Genomic DNA, 16,768 nt, shown 5'->3' on the forward strand with positions numbered 1-16,768 from the left:
TAAATTACAATCGGCGGAATACTTTTAATTTAGCGACAATGTTGAAAAAACACATAGCGGATCAATTGCTCCAAAATTTTGGTTTTCCGCCTACTGCGGGGCAGGAATTGCTGGCCGGGAAGCTGGCTGCATTTGTGGCTGATAACCCGGCTGAGTCGGCATTTTTGCTGAAAGGTTATGCCGGGACCGGAAAAACCAGTATGCTCAATGCCTTGGTGAAAACCTTGTCGGCTTTCAAATTTCAGACGGTTTTGCTGGCCCCTACCGGGCGAGCGGCAAAAGTACTTTCATCCTACACCGGCAAAAGCGCTTACACCATTCATAAACGAATTTACCGGCAGCAATCATCGGCTGATGGCATGGGGCGCTTTGTGCTGGACAAGAACCTGGTGAAAGATTGTTTTTTTATTGTGGATGAGGCTTCCATGATTTCCAATAGTTCGCCCGAAGGTTCGGTGTTTGGCTCGGGGCGCTTGCTCGACGATTTGTATGAATACGTTTATACCGGGCAAAACTGCAGGCTGATTTTAGTTGGAGACACGGCTCAACTACCACCTGTGGGCATGGCCATCAGCCCGGCGCTTGACCCGCGTGAGCTCGAACTTTACGGACTGGAAGTGATTGATCATGAATTGACGGATGTGGTTCGGCAGGAGCAGGATTCCGGCATTTTGCACAATGCCACCAATTTGCGGGAGATGATCACGGAGGATTTACTGGATCCATCCTATTTCCCGATTGAAACAGCCGGTTTTACTGACATCAGTCGCATTGGCGGAGCCGATCTGATTGAGCAAATTTCCAATTGCTACGACCGTTTCGGTGAGCAACAAACCATGGTAATTACCCGATCAAACAAGCGGGCCAATAAATTCAACCAGGGAATACGTTCTACTATATTATATAAGGATTCGGAAATTACCGTGGGCGACTTGCTGATGGTAGTCAAGAATAATTATTTCTGGCTGGGCGAAGATGAAAAAGTTGACTTTATTGCCAACGGCGATATCGTTGAAATTAAAGCCATCCGAAAGTATGAGGAGTTGTACGGATTCCGGTTTGCCAATGTGAGTCTGAAATTTATTGACTACGATGATTTGGAAGTGGACTGCAAAATCATCCTTGATACCTTAAATATTGAGTCGGCCAGCATGACACAGGAAGATAACAAGCGGTTGTTTCAAAGCGTTGCCGAAGACTATACGGATATCCGAAGCAAAAAGAAACGTTGGGAAAAGATCCGTGAAAATCCATATTTCAATGCCCTGCAAGTAAAATTTGCTTACGCGGTTACCTGCCATAAAGCACAGGGCGGGCAGTGGGATGCCGTTTTTGTGGACCAGGGTTATCTGCTGGAAGAGATGATCAATAAAGAGTATTTACGCTGGCTTTACACGGCGTTTACCCGCTCGGTAAAAGAGCTGTACCTGGTGAATTTCAACAAAGAGTTTTTTGAAGATTAAAACTTCATTTAAGCCACCAACTTTTCGTGGTTGTGAATCTTCGGGATTAATTACTTTCAATTACCTGTCCTTTTTCGCGGTACAGGTCTACTTTGTCTTTCAGCAAAACGGCAATTACGGTAACCTGTTCATCCAGCACCGATTCGGGTACGTCGACATATACAATGCCGGGAACCGAGCTCCAGTATTGTTTGCCAACAACTTTCCAGTTCAGCTTGGTGCCTTCGCCCACCACCCAAATGCGGTTGATCTGGTTTTTCAGGCCTTTGATCATCAGCGGGCCGTTGGGCTTGTGCGGAACAAACAGGTAAAGCAGGTCGCCGTCTTTATTTAGAGCCGTGGGGCCGTAGAAATGTTCGTGCGGAATGCCGGCGCGTGTGCCGTAAATGGCTTCCTGGTGTTTGGCGGTCCAACGTCCGAGTTCTTTCAGTATAGCTACCTGTTCGGCGGGGATGGTGCCGTCGGCTTTGGGGCCAATGTCGAGCAGCAGGTTGCCACCCATGCTGATACAGTCCACCAGAATCCGGATGATTTGGTTGGGCGTTTTGTAGTCGGTGTCGTTATGCTGATATCCCCATGAGTTGTTCATGGTCATGCACAGTTCCCACCATGCGCTCTCGGGGTGGGTAACCGGGAGACCTTGTTCGGGGGTATCGTAATCGCCGTACCCTTGAATACGAGAGTTCAGGATGATGCCGGGGTTCCAGGCCCGCAGGCTTTCGCTCAGTTCTTTGGCTTTCCAGTCTTCGGCTGATTGTTCCCAATCGCCGTCAAACCAATACAGGTCGGGCCGGAATTGTTTCGACAACTCTTCCAACTGGCAAAAATTGAACTCAACAAATCGGGCCCAGCGTTCGGGGTCGTCCGCATAACGTTTCTCTTGTCTGGTTTTGTTTGGATAGTCGGGGTGCGACCAGTCGAGCAACGAGTAGTAAAGGCCCACTTTCAGCTTGCTTTTTTGCAGGCTTTTTACAAAGGGAGCAATCAGATCTTTTGCGGCCGGAGTTTGTTTGGCAACGCTCAACTTCGAGCATTTCGTATCCCAAAGGGCAACGCCGTCGTGATGTTTGGTGGTTATTACGGCGTACCTGGCGCCGCTTTCCCTGATCAGGTTGACCCACTCTTCCGGTTTGTAGTTGACTGCTGTAAATCCCTGGAGTTGCTTCATGTAGTCGTCGTGCGAAATGTAGTTGTTGAAGAACGACCAGCTTTCGTCGATTCCGTTCACCGCGTAAATGCCCCAGTGGATGAAGATGCCCAGTTTGGCATCGCGAAACCATTCCATGCGCTTTTCTTTATCGGCAGGCGTTTCCTGAGAGCGGACAAAACCAGGTGCGGTAACGAGCACGCACAACAGGGCGGATAGTATTTTTTTGTTCATGTTCAGCAGCTTTTAGGTGAATGTATTTTAGTTGTTTGTTTTGCCAAACACACGTTTCAACAGTTCGGTTACCCGGGCTGCCGGGTCTTGGCGAATGTTTTTCTCGGTTTCGCCAATTTTCAGGAACAGTCCGTCCAATGCCCGCTGGGTGAGGTAGGCGCTCAGGTCGGTTTCCACGGTTTGAAGGTTGGCCACTTGTCCAACCAGTGAGCCGGCCACCTGGTTCCATTTGCCGGTCATCTCGTCCCACGATTGTTGTGCCGACAGGTTGCCAACCAGCTTTTTGTCCAACGAACCTTCAATTTTTGGTTGATACAGCTTGAGCAAGGCGTCGTAGTTGGTGCGTTTCAAATAATCGGTAGCAGCATAGTCGCCCCCGGTGAGGATGCCCGCCGCATCCTGAATGGTCATCGATTTGATGCTGTTGGCAATGATTGGAGCTGCTTCTTTGGCTGCATCCGAGGCTGCCTGGTTGATGCCGGTAATTACTTTGTCCACCATTTGCTGTCCACCTGGCAGTTTGCTCAAGTTACTGGTGATCACTTCTGCTTCCGGGGGTAGCAATATCTTCACGGCCAAGTCGTTCAAATACCCGTTGCTGGCAGCCAGTTTGGCCACCGAGCTATCAACACCCACCGTTAGCGCCTGTTTAAGTCCGGCGATGATTTCAGTCTGGGTGAGCGGACGTTCTTCGTTGTAAATGGTTTGGGCCACTTGCTGTAACTCGGCGCAGCCAGCCAACAGCAAAGCGGAAAGGGCGAATAGGGATAGGATGCGTTTCATAGTTGTATTTTTTCTGCCAACAAGATACTGCAAAAATAGGTTATCACAATATCTATTTTCCGGGATTGGTAGGCGTTGCGATTTGCACTTTCTGCTGTTTTAAATGACTGATCATTTTCAGCATCGCTTTGCAAAAAAAAACTGCAAAGGGCGACGGAAAGCACCGACGCCCTGCAAAACGACCTGGAAATGACCGGCAAACCCTGAAATAACAGGTACAGGCAGGCAATTCCTTTTAGTAACTCATTCTTGGGTAAGATATACTCAAAGCGATTGGAATCAGCATGTTTTTGATGCAGATCAGAAATCGCGGATGATTATTCCACCACTAATTTCACGCCCAGTACAAATTCGTCGTAAATCAGGTTGTTGCCCAGGTTCGAGAAGAACGAGCCGGAACCATAGCGGACATTGTATTTTGAGCGGTCAACGGTGATGTCGGCCTGGTAAGTGTTCCCTTCTTTCTTAACTTCGAAAGATACCGGGTTGGTGATCCCTTTAATGGTCAGGTTGCCTGTTACCTTGGCCGTAGTCCCGTTAAATGTGGCGTTCTCTGAAATTACCAATTTGGCTTCCGGGTAGCTTGCTACGCTGAAAAAATCGTCCGACTTCAGGTGGCCAACCAGTTTGGCATTGGTTTCGGGGTCGGTGATGTCGGTGCAAGCAATTGAGGTCATATCAATGACAAAATTTCCGTTGGAGATCGCATTCCCGTCAATCGTCAACTCTCCGCTTTTTAACTTGATGGTACCATTGTGCTGGCCGGTAACCTTTTTACCCAGCCAGGTAATTTCCGTTTTAACGGCATCGGCTTTTAATACTTGGGCATTCAGCGTGCCCGCTACTCCTAAAATCACTGTAATCAATACTAATTTAACTGTTTTCATTTTTAATCATTTTTATGAGTTAATATTTATTTGTTACTGGTTACCGGCTATTGGTCTCACTGGCTATTAGTGGGTTACTAATGTATATTGGCAATTTAACTAATGACCAATGACTAATAACCAATAACTTTTTTAAAACCGCATGGGTACTTCCATTAACAACACCTGGCTGCCTTTTGTTAGACTGAGCTCAATGTTTTGTGTTTCCCAAATCCCAAGTCCGTCACGTTTTTCCAGCCTATTTCCGCCTACGTTGACTTTTCCGTCGATCACAAAAACATACAGGCCGTTGTTCTCATTTTTGAGCTGGTACGTTCGCGTTTTATCCTCTGAAAATTTGCCCATGCAGAACCAGGCTTGCTGGTAAATCCACACACCCGCGTCATCCGGGTTTGGCGAAAGAATTTGGTAGAATTCGTTTTCTTTTTCCAAATCGCTCAGCGAAATCTGGTCGTAGCGTGGTGTCACTTGTTTTCGTTCGGGGAGCACCCAGATCTGGAGCAGGCTCACCTGCTTGTCGGCGTTTTTGTTGTATTCGCTATGGAAAATGCCCGAACCGGCGCTCATCACCTGTACGTCACCTTCTTTGATCACCGCGGTGTTTCCCATACTGTCGCTGTGTTCCAGGTCGCCCGAAAGGGGGATGGTAATAATTTCCATGTTGTCGTGCGGGTGTGTGCCAAAACCTCGTCCACCGGCAATGGTGTCGTCGTTCAGTACCCGCAATGCACCAAAATGAATGCGTTCGGGATTGTAATAGTTGGCAAAACTGAAGGTGTGGTGGGTGTCCAGCCAACCGTGATTGGCGTGGCCCCGTGTTTCTGATTTGTGCAAAATTGTTTTCATCAGCTAATCCTTTCTTTTTTAATTTTTCAAGCCTGGCGGCTTTGTGATGAATTCATGGTACAAAAATAACAGACAAAAATGTCTTTTACCTTGCAAAAATCAGGATTGGGATTGTAAAAATCCGGGATGGTTGATCAGTAATCGGTCATCAGTCATCAGTCATCAGACGTCAGTCATCAGTCATCAATCAAGACTGCCGGGCCGAGTTGCGAAAGTCGATGGGGGAAAGGCCGTTGTATTTTTTAAAGAAGTTGCTGAAATGGGCAGGCTCTTCAAAGCCCAGCTCAAAGGCCAGCTCTTTGTTGCTGAGCTCGGTAAACAGCAAAACTCGTTTGGCTTCTACCAAAATCCGTTCAAGGATGTACTCCTTGGCCGATTTGCCGGTAAGCGACTTGACCGATTTGTTGAGGTAGTCACTGGTCACCAACAGTTTATCGGCATAGTCCGACACTTTGTGAAGCTCTTTGTAATGCAGGTCGATCAGCTTCTTGAAACGGCGGACCAACTGGTTGCCAGCCTCAAGGCGTTGCGGGTTCTTCTCCTTATGAAGCGTGCAGTGCGTGTTGCTGTGGATCAGGATCAGTTTCAACAGGGCGCCCATCGCTTCGTTTTTATAATCCAACTCCAGGTCGCGGTACTGGCTGATTTGCCAGACCAGGTTTTTATAGTTCTGAAAATCAGTTTCGTTGACGGGCAGTGGCGGCGTTTCGCCGTGTTTGTTGAACAAGTACACATCGTTGATCATCTGGTCGGAAATATTGTTGTGCACCAAAAATGATTTGCTGAAGTTGAGCACCCAGCCGGTGGGTTTCTCAGATGCAATCAGCTGATGCACCTGTCCCGGATAAATAAAATACAGGCAGTGATCAAATAGTTGGTATTCCTGGAAGTCAATGATGTGCTTGCCGCTTGCCTTTTCAATTAGCAGGATGGTGAAATAATCGTGCCGGTGCGGACGGTCGGCTTCGCCGGTTGCTGCTTCATACAGAGCGCCCATGTCTTTCAGAATAAATTCAACCGGCGCACCGTTGAGATCTGTCAGTCCGTATGTCGTTATCTCGTTGTGCATTGTTTTCAAATATAATCTTCAACTCGGTTTATTCAAACACATTTTTTGGGAATAGGTTTAAACGCGGAAACAGAGCCTATGAGATCGGTAATGCCCGATTGCTAGTAAATACTGCGGATATATAATACAAAATATAGCTTCTCCAATCAAGCGGCAAAATAATATTAGTGTATTTCAGTCGGGCCGATTCAGTTTTCCGATGCCCGGAGCGAATAGGCATCCTACTCTGGCTGAAATTCTTTTCAGATAATAAATCAATTGTCCAAACTTTTAAATCTTATATCTAAAATTGAAATTCATCGATACGTTAATGCCCTAATTTTACGATGAACAGCCCAAGCGGTCATTTTCTCAAGTATTCCGGTATAACCAGCTTAAACCCATTATGAAACAAATCGTTCTTTCTGCTATCTTCATTTTGCTGTTTGGCCTGACTGGTTATTCGCAAGGCCCGGCCCAGCAAGCCCCACAAGGTTTCGATCTTGTTCGCGAAGGCATTGCGCAGGGAAAAATTGATACGATTGTTTATGCTTCAAAAACGGTTGGTGCTAGCCGAAAAGCGCTGGTCTACACCCCGCCGGGTTTTTCGAAAAACAAAAACTACCCGGTTTTTTATCTGTTGCATGGAATTGGTGGTGATGAAAAAGAGCGGTTCAATCAGGGCGCTCCACACATCATTCTTGACAACCTGTATGCCGATGGCAAATTGAAACCCATGATTGTGGTGTTGCCCAATGGCCGCGCCATCGGAAACATCATGGCGCCCGATAAAGTCCAGGCATTTGCCACATTTGAACAGGATTTACTGAATGACCTGATTCCATTCGTTGAGAAAACGTATCCGGTAAAGAAAGACCGCGAGTTTATGACTATTGCCGGTTTGTCGATTGGCGGCGGGCAGTCGCTCAACTTCAGCTTGGGCAAGCTCGATCAATTTGCCATGATGGCCTGCACCGGTCATCCCGATTTGATCCAAACGCCCGAAGGCGAGTGGTGGTCCGTGTTTTCGGGCACAAGACCTTACGACGGCAACTACATGTGCAACACCGGGCGCGAAACCTTTTTGCTGCCCGTTGAATGGGAGAAGGGTTTTTCAAGTATTCTTCGAAAAGCACTGCCCGGGCCAACCGTGGTCGAAAAGAAAGGGCTTCAGCCCGAAACCAATTATCTCACAGGAAATTTCACCTACGGGCAACAGTACAACGATCCCACGCTCGATCATTCGTGGGTTTTTGTGCGTATGCCGCAACAAAAGTTTCACTCCATTCGTGAAGGCCGTTTGTCTATTCAGCCATTGGCGGTTAGTATCGAAGAAGCAAAATCTCCGGCGGTTGTCATGTGTCGTCAGCAACGTGCTCGGTTTTCGGTCGAAACCCAGCTGAGTTTTACACCCGCAACCGATGCCAACTTTGCCGGGGCGACTTTATTCCAAAACGAAAAATATCAATTCCTGTTCGGAAAAACTCTGATTGAAGGAAAGGAAAACCAAGTGCTTTATCGCATTGAAAAAGATCACGAACAAGTACCTGCGTCTCAGGTTTTGGAGGGAAATGCAGGCAAGGCTTCCATCAAAATAAAAGTAGAAGGCGATGGAAACCAATACAATTTTTCGTACAGCATCGATGGGAAAGTTTCGAAGATTTTGGTTGAAAATGCCGATGCTTCGATCCCTAGCACCCAAGTTGCCGGAGGTTTTGTAGGAACCATGACTGGTTTGTATGCAACTTCGAATCATGGTATTGATAAGCTGGGGGCCATGTGAAGTATGCATTGAAGCTGTTTAACCTGTCGTAAATGGTTGGAATAAAAATTCTATCCGTTTTTCATGGGTGTTATAGGTAGATTTTAGCAGTGTGAATAAAAATTATGGATATTATGACGTATGTGATTCATTTTAAAAAAGGAAAGATGATTTTTCACTATTCGAAAATAGGAAGACTTGCTTTTGCGGTTCTTTTCCTTTTATGTTGGGCAACAACTTTCGCTACAAATTACTATGTGTCGCCGGCAGGTAACGACACAGCAGACGGTTCGGAAGCTGCACCGTTTAAAACCATTGCCAAGGCAGCAACCTTGGTAAATGCGGGCGACACCGTATTTGTTGCCGAGGGAACTTACACCGAACAAAACATCACCCCAAAGTCGTCGGGCACCGAAAATGCCATGATTGTTTTTAAACCCAAACCTGGCACCGGCGATGTGATCATCAAACATCCAGGGACTTCGATCAGTGACAATACCCCGGTTTTCCAATTGTCGAACAGGAATTATATTTGGATCGAAGGGTTTCAGTTCAAAGATTTCCAATATGGCAGGGCAAGCATCTATATCAGTTCCGGCACAGGCAACGTTGTGATCAACAATCGTTTCGAAAACCTAGGAAACAGCGAGGTGGGCACTTGGGATGGCAACCAGATGGTGGCTTTGTTCAACTCAACGAAAAATGTGGTTTGCAATAACTACTTCAAAAACATTACGGGCGACGGCATCAATGTCAATTCGCAACAAACCACCCTCAACTTGGTGTGCAACAATACGTTTATCGATTTCAAGGGAAAGCTGCGCAGTTGGGGTGGTCAATACTTGTACTCGCGTGCCATCGACGTGCAGGACATGTCGGACGGGAATAACGTAATTGCCTTTAACAGTGCCCAAAATGTTGTGCACCATATTTGGCTTGACAGGGACGGCAGCAACAATGTTGTACTGCGGAATTTTGGACGAAAAGGCAGCGGGCTTGTTTTTAACGAGTCGAGGTGCGCAAAAATGTGGTGCAGGAAAACATCAGTGTCGAAATGAGTGTAGGTTACATGACTGCCTACTACGAAACCACCGGTTGGACCTTCGACCCACGCTGGGTAAACAATGTGGCCTATAATAACGAAACAGGTTTTTCGGTCCACAAATCATGGCGCGACGAGTTCCGGAACAACATCGTTTTCAACAACACGGGCTATAATCTGAAATTCACACAAGAGGCGCTGAATAATGCACCCCACATTTTTAGCAACAACCTGTGGTTCACCGCCGATAAGGCCAATTCGATAGAGTTTAAGGGCAAAGCAGTCTCGGTGGCCGAATTTCAAGCGGGAGTTGGCGAAACCAACGGGCTTTCGGTCGATCCCTTGTTTATGAGTACTGTATCCGGTTCCGAAGATTTTAATCTACAAGCTGGAAGCCCGGCCAAAGGGGCCGGCGATAACGGGTTGGATCTGGGTGCTTTTGCGGTGTATCCACAAACTGCCTTTGGTTGGGACGCTAACCTGCAAACAGACGGCATACAGGTTTATTTCGATCAGGTAATTTCGGCATCAAACAGGGGCGGTCAAGTACAATTGGCAATAAAACTGAGCAAAGCCGCAGCCAGTACAATCAGCGCCGATATTCTTCCTGTGGCCGGCGATGCTTTGAGCGGTGAAGACTTTACATTGTCGGGCACTACGGTCGTTTTTCAGCCAGGCGAAACCAGTAAAACAGTTTCTGTTGATGTAATTGGCGATGCCGATTTTGATGAATTGGTCGCTTTCCGTATCAGCAATGTTACCAATGCCGTTCCCGGTGCAAGGAATCTGGATGTATTGAGAATAAACAAGATACCTAAGTTAAGAGCTTATGCAGGTTTGGATAAAACAGTATGGGAAAGCGGCAATTCAGGTAATGCCGTAGTTACGTTAGATGGCTCCCTCAGCCAAAATCCTTTGGGTACAGTAACCACGTATATATGGACAATTAATGGGGTAGAGATTGCCACCGGCGAGTCGCCGACCGTAACACTGCCAATCGGTGCCCATAACATAACACTTACTTTAGAAGATGGGGATGGAAATTCGTCCTCAGATGAAGTTGTAGTTACGGTGAAAGAGGTTTCAGGCATCTGGCTCGAAGCCGAATGTGGCGCTGTTGGTTCGCTTTGGAACACCGAAACGGACGACAACGCTTCGAACGGAAAATACGTCACCATAAAATCGGGCAATAACAGTAACGACAATGCTCCCACAGACGCATCGGGTTTAATTACTTATTCATTTGAAATAAGTGAAGCCGGAAGCTATAAGCTCTATGCCCGGGTTATTTGCCCGAATGCAAACGATGACTCGTTCTGGCTAAAAATGAATAGTGGGTCGTTTGATTCGTGGAACGGAATTGGGCCTTCAAGCTCGTGGGAATGGTTTGCTTATCCGAATTCGTATAATTTGAGTGCGGGCACCCATACTTTAACCATTGGCTACCGCGAAGATGGCGCAAAACTCGATAAGCTATGGCTTACCAATGGCGATGCTGCCCCCGATGGACAGGGCCCCGATGCAGGCAATTGCACAACAACTGCTGCACATTTGGTACAGTCCTTAACTGTTGCTGTTTATCCAAACCCGGTAAACGACGTGCTCCATATTTCACTGCCTGGTTCGCCCGTAACGATCAGTATTTTCAATAGTAATGGACAAGTATTGTATCAGGCAGCAGAAAATGCGGCAAGCAAAACAATCGACATGACCAACTTCAAGAGGGGCATTTATTTAGTGAGAATAGTTGGTCAACATCAAACTATTGTACGAAAAATAATTAAAGATTAAAAACTGTTGATTATGAGAGTGTCTGTTTGTGTTTTCATTTTACTGCTTATAGCCTCAGGCCTGAAAGCCGAAGACGGTAGCGGTCTGTGGTTGCGCAATAATTTTGCAAGCCCTGTTAATGTCGTGGGATCTCATAAATCAACGATTTTTAATGTTGCGAAACAAGAATTGCTGAACAATTGGCAGGGTAAAGAGAATGCAACAATAAACTTATTGGTGAAGAAGGACAAGCGGATTATTGGCGATGGGTTCCTGTTAAGTAGCGATAAAATTCAGGCTAATACCGATTTGGGAATTTTATACGGCGTATTTGAGTTGTTGCGCCAGCAGCAAACACATCAAACCGTAAGCGAGAAGGTTTACAATCCTTCGTACGAACTTCGTTTGCTCAATCATTGGGACAATCTCAATAGCTCGGTTGAGCGGGGCTATGCCGGGAAGTCTATTTTTTGGCGAACAGGAGAAAACGGACTTGTTGTTACCGAGAACGATAAAAGAATATGGACGGAGTATGCCCGTGCCAATGCTTCTATAGGCATAAACGGTGCGGCGATTAACAATGTAAATGCATCGCCCGATATTTTGCGCCCCGATAGGCTTGAACGTGTTAAAGCCATCGCTGACATTCTTCGTACGTATGGCCTCAAGCTGTATATTTCCATCAATTTTTCATCGCCTAAAATAGTCGGGGGATTGTCAGACTCCGACCCTTTGAACCCCGAGGTGATTAACTGGTGGAAAGAAAAGGTTAAAGAGATATATACCCTGATCCCCGACTTTGGCGGTTTTCTGGTTAAGGCCAATAGCGAAGGCCAACCCGGACCACAGGATTATGGACGCACCCATGTCGATGGTGCCAACATGCTGGCCGATGCCGTAAAACCCTATGGCGGCATCATTATGTGGCGAGCTTTTGTGTACAGCTCAGAGGAAGACGATCGGGCCAAGCAGGCCTATGCCGAATTTGTTCCTTTCGATGGTCAGTTTCGCGAAAATGTGATTGTTCAGGTTAAAAACGGCCCAATCGATTTTCAACCCCGCGAACCTTTCAACCCGCTTTTTGGCGCCATGAAAAAAACCGCTATCATGCCCGAACTGCAAATCACGCAAGAGTACTTTGGGCACTCCACGCATTTGGTGTATTTGGCGCCCATGTGGGAGGAGTTTTTTCACAGCGACACCCATCAGGAAGGGACTGGTAGCACGGTGGCCCGTTGCACCGATGGTTCTATTTTTAAACATCGCACAGCCATTGCAGGGGTTGCCAATACCGGAACGGATACGAACTGGTGCGGCCATCATTTTGCCCAGGCCAACTGGTACGCCTATGGTCGCATGGCATGGAACAACCAGCTGACCAGCGATCAAATAGCCGACGAATGGATTAAACTCACTTTTAATCCTGAAACCAACGTAAGAGTAGCACTTCCAGAGGATTGGTCGGTTAACTTCCTGAAACCTATTAAGCAAGTGATGTTGGAAAGCTACGAAGCATCGGTTAACTATATGATGCCACTTGGTTTTCATCACATTTTTCAGGCATCGCACCATTACGGCCCGGGGCCTTGGTGGGAACGCGATGGAGTGCGAAAGGATTGGACGATGCCCTACTATCATAATGCCGACACGATTGGTGTGGGCTTCAACCGAACAATTACAGGAAGTAATGCCGTGGCTCAATACCACGAACCGCTAAAATCGATTTACGGGAATTTGGAGACCTGTCCCGAGGAATTCCTCTTATGGTTTCATCATGTACCATGGAATCATAAAATGAAGAATGGCAATACCTTGTGGGATGAAATCTGTTACCGTTATGATTCAGGAGTAAAGCAGGTGCGTCAATTTCAGGTTGTGTGGGACAAGGCGCAACCTTATGTCGATGCAGGTCGATTTGATGCGGTTCAACGCAGATTGCGCACCCATGCGCACGATGCACAAATTTGGAAAGACGCCTGCTTGCTTTACTTTCAGGAGTTCAGCCGGAAACCCATCCCTTTCGACATTGAACGCCCGATACACAATTTGGACGAAATAAAGAAAAACGATATGGATAGGCCATAAGGCTCTAAAATACAAGGAATAACGACACACGTCGTACAGCAATGGAAATACTCAAAAGAGTGCGAAGCAATAAGAGAAAAACAGACTCCGATGAAGTGATTGTTTCGGCATAGGTCGTGGAGTATATATTCGGAAATCATTTTTAAAATATATTGTTTTATGAAAAAATTATCAGCTACTTTTATTGTAATGTTTTGTTTCTGTGCTGCTTTTGCTCAAGTTGCTAACGGAATCAAATACGTGTCGGAGAGCGGAGGGAGTGGTTATTTCCCCGTGAGTACGGCTCAGGAGTCGGCACAAATGCTTATCAATTCAACCGATTATCCAGGTGTTATTCGCGCATTCAATGATTTGCAAGAAGATATTCTGAAGGTTACGAGGAAAAAACCCACGCTTGTTTATGATAAAATTGCCAGTGCCAAAAACGTTATCATTGCCGGTACCGTTGGGCAAAGTGCACTGATTGATGATTTGGTTGCCAAGAAGTTGCTCGATGTCAACGAGCTGAAAGGTAAGTGGGAAAAGTTCATTGTCAAAACCATCGACAATCCCATGCCGGGTGTTGAACGCGCCTTGGTGATTGCAGGTAGCGACAAGCGCGGAACCATTTATGGCATTTACGACCTGTCGGAACAAATGGGCGTTTCGCCTTGGTACTGGTGGGCCGATGTGCCTGTTCAAAAGAAAGAAAGCATTTTTGTGGTTCCCGGAACGTACACCAAAGGTGAACCTGCCGTAAAATATAGGGGCATCTTTATCAACGACGAAGCGCCGTGTTTAACAACTTGGGTGAAAAACACCTACGGAACCAACTACGGCGACCATAATTTTTATGCGCGTGTGTTTGAGTTGATTCTCCGCCTAAAAGGAAACTATTTGTGGCCAGCCATGTGGAGCTGGGCGTTTTATGCCGATGATCCGATAAACAGCAAAGTGGCCGACGAAATGGGCGTTGTTATTGGGACTTCGCACCACGAACCCATGGCACGAAACCACCAAGAATGGACTCGGAAACGCCAAGAACACGGTGCTTGGAACTATGCCACGAACCAAAAAGTAATCGACAAATTCTTCCAAGAAGGAATTGAGCGCATGAAAGGCACCGAGGACATTGTGACCATTGGCATGCGTGGCGATGGCGACGAAGCCATGTCGAAAGAAACCGATGTGCAATTGCTTGAACGCGTGGTTAAAAACCAACGGAAAATAATTGAAAAAACAACCAAACGTCCGGCCAGTGAAACGCCCCAAATTTGGGCTTTGTACAAAGAAGTGCTTGATTATTACGACGCTGGCATGCGTGTTCCTGACGATGTAATTATGCTGTTGTGCGACGACAACTGGGGCAATGTGCGCCGCCTGCCCAATGCCAAAGAACGCCAACATCCAGGTGGCTGGGGAATGTATTACCACGTTGATTATGTGGGCGCACCGCGTAACACCAAATGGCTCAATGTGACACCCATTCAACATATGTGGGAGCAATTGCAACTTACCTACGATTACGGAGTAGACAAACTTTGGGTGCTCAACGTGGGTGACATCAAACCCATGGAATATCCTATCACTTTGTTCCTGGACATGGCCTGGAACCCAACACAATACACAGCCGCCAACTTGTTGGAGCATCCACGGGCGTTTTGTGCACAGCAGTTTGGAGCCGATCAGGCCGACGAGGCCATGCGTATCCTCAATTTGTACAGCAAATACAACGGACGCGTAACGCCCGAAATGCTCGACCGCCGTACATACAACCTTGAAACCGGTGAATGGAAAAAGGTGTCGGATGAATATTTAAAGCTTGAAACAGAAGCGTTGCGTCAATATTTAACCTTGAAACCTGAATATCGCGATGCTTACAAACAGTTGATTTTGTTTCCGGTACAAGCTACTGCGAATCTTTATGAAATGTACTATTCGCAAGCCATGAACCACAAGTTGTTCGCCGAAAACAACCCACAGGCCAACTTTTGGGCCGACAACGTGGAGCGCACCTTTAATCGCGATGCCGAGTTGGAGTACGATTACAACAACGTGATGGCCAACGGAAAGTGGAATGGGATGATGATCCAAAAGAAGATTGGCTATACGATGTGGGATGATCGATTCAGGGCGAATAAATTACCCGAAATTTTCCGGATCGAGAACCCCGAAACCGCTGTTGGAAACTATGTTTTTGCTCCAAGCAATGGGTACGTTTCAATCGAAGCCGAACATTATTTCGAATTGAAAAATGCCAGCGATGCCAAATGGACAGTGATTCCATTTCATGGCCGCACGCAAAGCGGAATGGCTGTGATGCCTTATTATCAGTCGGTTGAAGGTGCTTCAATTTCCTATAAAATGAACTTTCCTGCCGATGTGAAAACGGTTACGGTTCATGTAGTTGTGAAATCGACTTTGGCCTTTGCCAATTTGGACGGGCACAGATATACTGTAGCTTTCAATGGAGGCGAGGCGCAAACCGTTAACTTCAATTCCGATTTGAACGAGAAACCCGAAAACATTTATTCCATTTTCTATCCAACCGTAGCCCGTAGGGTGGTTGAGAAAACGGTGAAATTGGACGTGCCCGCTTCGGCCGATGGCATGCAAGTGTTGACGCTCACTCCGCTGGATCCCGGAATTGTATTTCAAAAGATAGTAGTCGATTTTGGCGGTTACGAAAAATCGTATTTGTTTGGTGATGAGTCGCCTAGTAAAAGATAACCATTGTTGATTATACACGAATGAAGCGATTCAATAATATTGTTTTATGTGCCAGCATGCTCTTTATGCTGGCACATATTCCGCTTCATCTTCAACCTCTCTTCGGGGCCATGAAAAAGACTTCTGTTATGCCTGAGTTGCAGATAACCCAGGAATATCTTGGACATTCAGTTCAATTGGTTTATCTGGCTGCCATGTGGAAAGAGGTTTTTAAAAGCGATACGTATCAGGAAGGTGACGGAAGTACCGATGCTCGCACGACCGACGGTAGCATTTTTAATCAGAAATACAGTGTAATTGCGGGTGTTTCAAATATTGGGCTGGAGGCAAACTGGTGTGGTCTTCATTTTGCCCAGGCCAACTGGTATGCATTTGGGCGGCAGGCTTGGAGCAATTCCATCGGCAGTGACCAGATTGCCGGGGAGTGGTTAAAGCTCACCTTTGGCCCGGTTGGTGAAGATCCTGGAACAGCATTTCCGGCAATCGGCCGAAACCTGAATTTTCTGGAACCGGTAAAGCAAATGATGCTCAAGAGCCGTGAAGCCGCTGTGAATTACTCCATGCCGCTGGGTTTCACCACATTTTCCCGGGCTCAATCATACGCATTATGGCCCTGGCCCATGGTTTGGACCAGAAGGAATGTATCTATTGTGGTTTCATCATTTGCCATGGGACTATAAAATGAAAAACGGGCGCATTCTTTGGGACGAATTGTGCTATACGTACGACAAAGGTGTAAACGAAGTGCGCCAGTTTCAAAAAACTTGGGACAAAGTGCAGCCTTATGTTGATGCACAGCGCTTTTCAGAGGTTCAAAGTAAATTGCGCCGGCAATGTCGCGATGCACAGGAATGGAAAGATGCCTGCCTGCAGTATTTCCGGCAATTTAGCCGCCGCCCTATCCCATACGACCGGGAGCGACCGCTTTACAATTTAGATGATTTGCTGGAGCGTGACAGCCTTAGGGTACGCCGCAGCCGCCAGACATAAAA

At 46.8% G+C, this 16,768-nt stretch carries 13 protein-coding genes; 8 read left to right on the forward strand and 5 right to left on the reverse strand.

What is annotated here, in order from left to right:
* Positions 1-38: 38 nt before the first annotated feature.
* The gene (locus N2K84_RS10970) at positions 39-1,463 is read left to right on the forward strand and encodes an ATP-dependent DNA helicase (RefSeq protein WP_282591857.1); all 1,425 of its coding nucleotides are present in this window, start codon (positions 39-41) and stop codon (positions 1,461-1,463) included.
* Positions 1,464-1,509: 46 nt separating this feature from the next.
* Here N2K84_RS10970 and N2K84_RS10975 read toward each other — a convergent pair whose 3' ends face one another.
* The 5 genes from N2K84_RS10975 to N2K84_RS10995 all read right to left on the reverse strand — a co-directional run bounded on the left by N2K84_RS10975 (position 1,510) and on the right by N2K84_RS10995 (position 6,429).
* Complete coding sequence (locus tag N2K84_RS10975; protein WP_282591858.1) at positions 1,510-2,844, reverse strand: alpha-L-fucosidase; 1,335 nt, start codon at positions 2,842-2,844, stop codon at positions 1,510-1,512.
* A 27-nt stretch (positions 2,845-2,871) separates the two neighbouring features.
* Positions 2,872-3,627, reverse strand: coding sequence for a DUF4197 domain-containing protein (locus N2K84_RS10980; RefSeq protein WP_282591859.1), 756 nt, complete (start codon positions 3,625-3,627; stop codon positions 2,872-2,874).
* A gap of 317 nt (positions 3,628-3,944) precedes the next feature.
* Positions 3,945-4,514 (reverse strand): YceI family protein, encoded by a 570-nt coding sequence (locus N2K84_RS10985; RefSeq protein ID WP_282591860.1) that lies wholly within the window; start codon positions 4,512-4,514, stop codon positions 3,945-3,947.
* A 132-nt stretch (positions 4,515-4,646) separates the two neighbouring features.
* Positions 4,647-5,360: a pirin family protein gene (locus tag N2K84_RS10990; RefSeq protein ID WP_282591861.1), complete on the reverse strand. Its 714-nt coding sequence runs from the start codon at positions 5,358-5,360 to the stop codon at positions 4,647-4,649.
* Positions 5,361-5,547: 187 nt separating this feature from the next.
* Positions 5,548-6,429, reverse strand: a complete 882-nt coding sequence (locus tag N2K84_RS10995) for an AraC family transcriptional regulator (protein WP_282591862.1) — start codon at positions 6,427-6,429, stop codon at positions 5,548-5,550.
* A gap of 385 nt (positions 6,430-6,814) precedes the next feature.
* Between N2K84_RS10995 and N2K84_RS11000 the strand changes: the two genes are divergently transcribed.
* The 7 genes from N2K84_RS11000 (at position 6,815) to N2K84_RS11030 (ending at position 16,766) form a co-directional block, all read left to right on the forward strand.
* The gene (locus tag N2K84_RS11000; RefSeq protein WP_282591863.1) at positions 6,815-8,191 is read left to right on the forward strand and encodes a beta-xylosidase family glycoside hydrolase; all 1,377 of its coding nucleotides are present in this window, start codon (positions 6,815-6,817) and stop codon (positions 8,189-8,191) included.
* Positions 8,192-8,337: 146 nt separating this feature from the next.
* A complete protein-coding gene (locus tag N2K84_RS11005) occupies positions 8,338-9,228 on the forward strand; it encodes a DUF1565 domain-containing protein (RefSeq protein WP_282591864.1) in 891 nt (296 codons plus the stop codon).
* Complete coding sequence (locus N2K84_RS11010; protein WP_282591865.1) at positions 9,186-11,003, forward strand: T9SS type A sorting domain-containing protein; 1,818 nt, start codon at positions 9,186-9,188, stop codon at positions 11,001-11,003. Before N2K84_RS11005 ends, N2K84_RS11010 begins: the two co-directional genes overlap by 43 nt.
* A 12-nt stretch (positions 11,004-11,015) precedes the next feature.
* Positions 11,016-13,067 (forward strand): alpha-glucuronidase, encoded by a 2,052-nt coding sequence (locus tag N2K84_RS11015; RefSeq protein ID WP_282591866.1) that lies wholly within the window; start codon positions 11,016-11,018, stop codon positions 13,065-13,067.
* Between the two features lie 159 nt (positions 13,068-13,226).
* Positions 13,227-15,776: a glycosyl hydrolase 115 family protein gene (locus tag N2K84_RS11020; RefSeq protein WP_282591867.1), complete on the forward strand. Its 2,550-nt coding sequence runs from the start codon at positions 13,227-13,229 to the stop codon at positions 15,774-15,776.
* A 20-nt stretch (positions 15,777-15,796) separates the two neighbouring features.
* Entirely contained in the window at positions 15,797-16,456 is a 660-nt protein-coding gene (locus N2K84_RS11025; RefSeq protein WP_282591868.1) for a hypothetical protein, read from the forward strand.
* A gap of 1 nt (position 16,457) precedes the next feature.
* The gene (locus N2K84_RS11030) at positions 16,458-16,766 is read left to right on the forward strand and encodes a hypothetical protein (protein WP_282591869.1); all 309 of its coding nucleotides are present in this window, start codon (positions 16,458-16,460) and stop codon (positions 16,764-16,766) included.
* The last annotated feature ends 2 nt before the right edge of the window (positions 16,767-16,768 follow it).

The sequence above is a fragment of the Gaoshiqia sediminis genome (assembly GCF_025907915.1).
GTDB classification, from domain to species: Bacteria; Bacteroidota; Bacteroidia; order Bacteroidales; family Prolixibacteraceae; genus Gaoshiqia; species Gaoshiqia sediminis.

Coding starts and splice junctions, on each gene's coding strand:
- N2K84_RS10970 (WP_282591857.1), top strand. CDS start 39: ATGTTGAAAAAACACATAGCGGATCAATTGCTCCAAAATTTTGGTTTT.
- N2K84_RS10975 (WP_282591858.1), bottom strand. CDS start 2,844: ATGAACAAAAAAATACTATCCGCCCTGTTGTGCGTGCTCGTTACCGCA.
- N2K84_RS10980 (WP_282591859.1), bottom strand. CDS start 3,627: ATGAAACGCATCCTATCCCTATTCGCCCTTTCCGCTTTGCTGTTGGCT.
- N2K84_RS10985 (WP_282591860.1), bottom strand. CDS start 4,514: ATGAAAACAGTTAAATTAGTATTGATTACAGTGATTTTAGGAGTAGCG.
- N2K84_RS10990 (WP_282591861.1), bottom strand. CDS start 5,360: ATGAAAACAATTTTGCACAAATCAGAAACACGGGGCCACGCCAATCAC.
- N2K84_RS10995 (WP_282591862.1), bottom strand. CDS start 6,429: ATGCACAACGAGATAACGACATACGGACTGACAGATCTCAACGGTGCG.
- N2K84_RS11000 (WP_282591863.1), top strand. CDS start 6,815: ATGAAACAAATCGTTCTTTCTGCTATCTTCATTTTGCTGTTTGGCCTG.
- N2K84_RS11005 (WP_282591864.1), top strand. CDS start 8,338: ATGATTTTTCACTATTCGAAAATAGGAAGACTTGCTTTTGCGGTTCTT.
- N2K84_RS11015 (WP_282591866.1), top strand. CDS start 11,016: ATGAGAGTGTCTGTTTGTGTTTTCATTTTACTGCTTATAGCCTCAGGC.
- N2K84_RS11020 (WP_282591867.1), top strand. CDS start 13,227: ATGAAAAAATTATCAGCTACTTTTATTGTAATGTTTTGTTTCTGTGCT.
- N2K84_RS11025 (WP_282591868.1), top strand. CDS start 15,797: ATGAAGCGATTCAATAATATTGTTTTATGTGCCAGCATGCTCTTTATG.
- N2K84_RS11030 (WP_282591869.1), top strand. CDS start 16,458: ATGAAAAACGGGCGCATTCTTTGGGACGAATTGTGCTATACGTACGAC.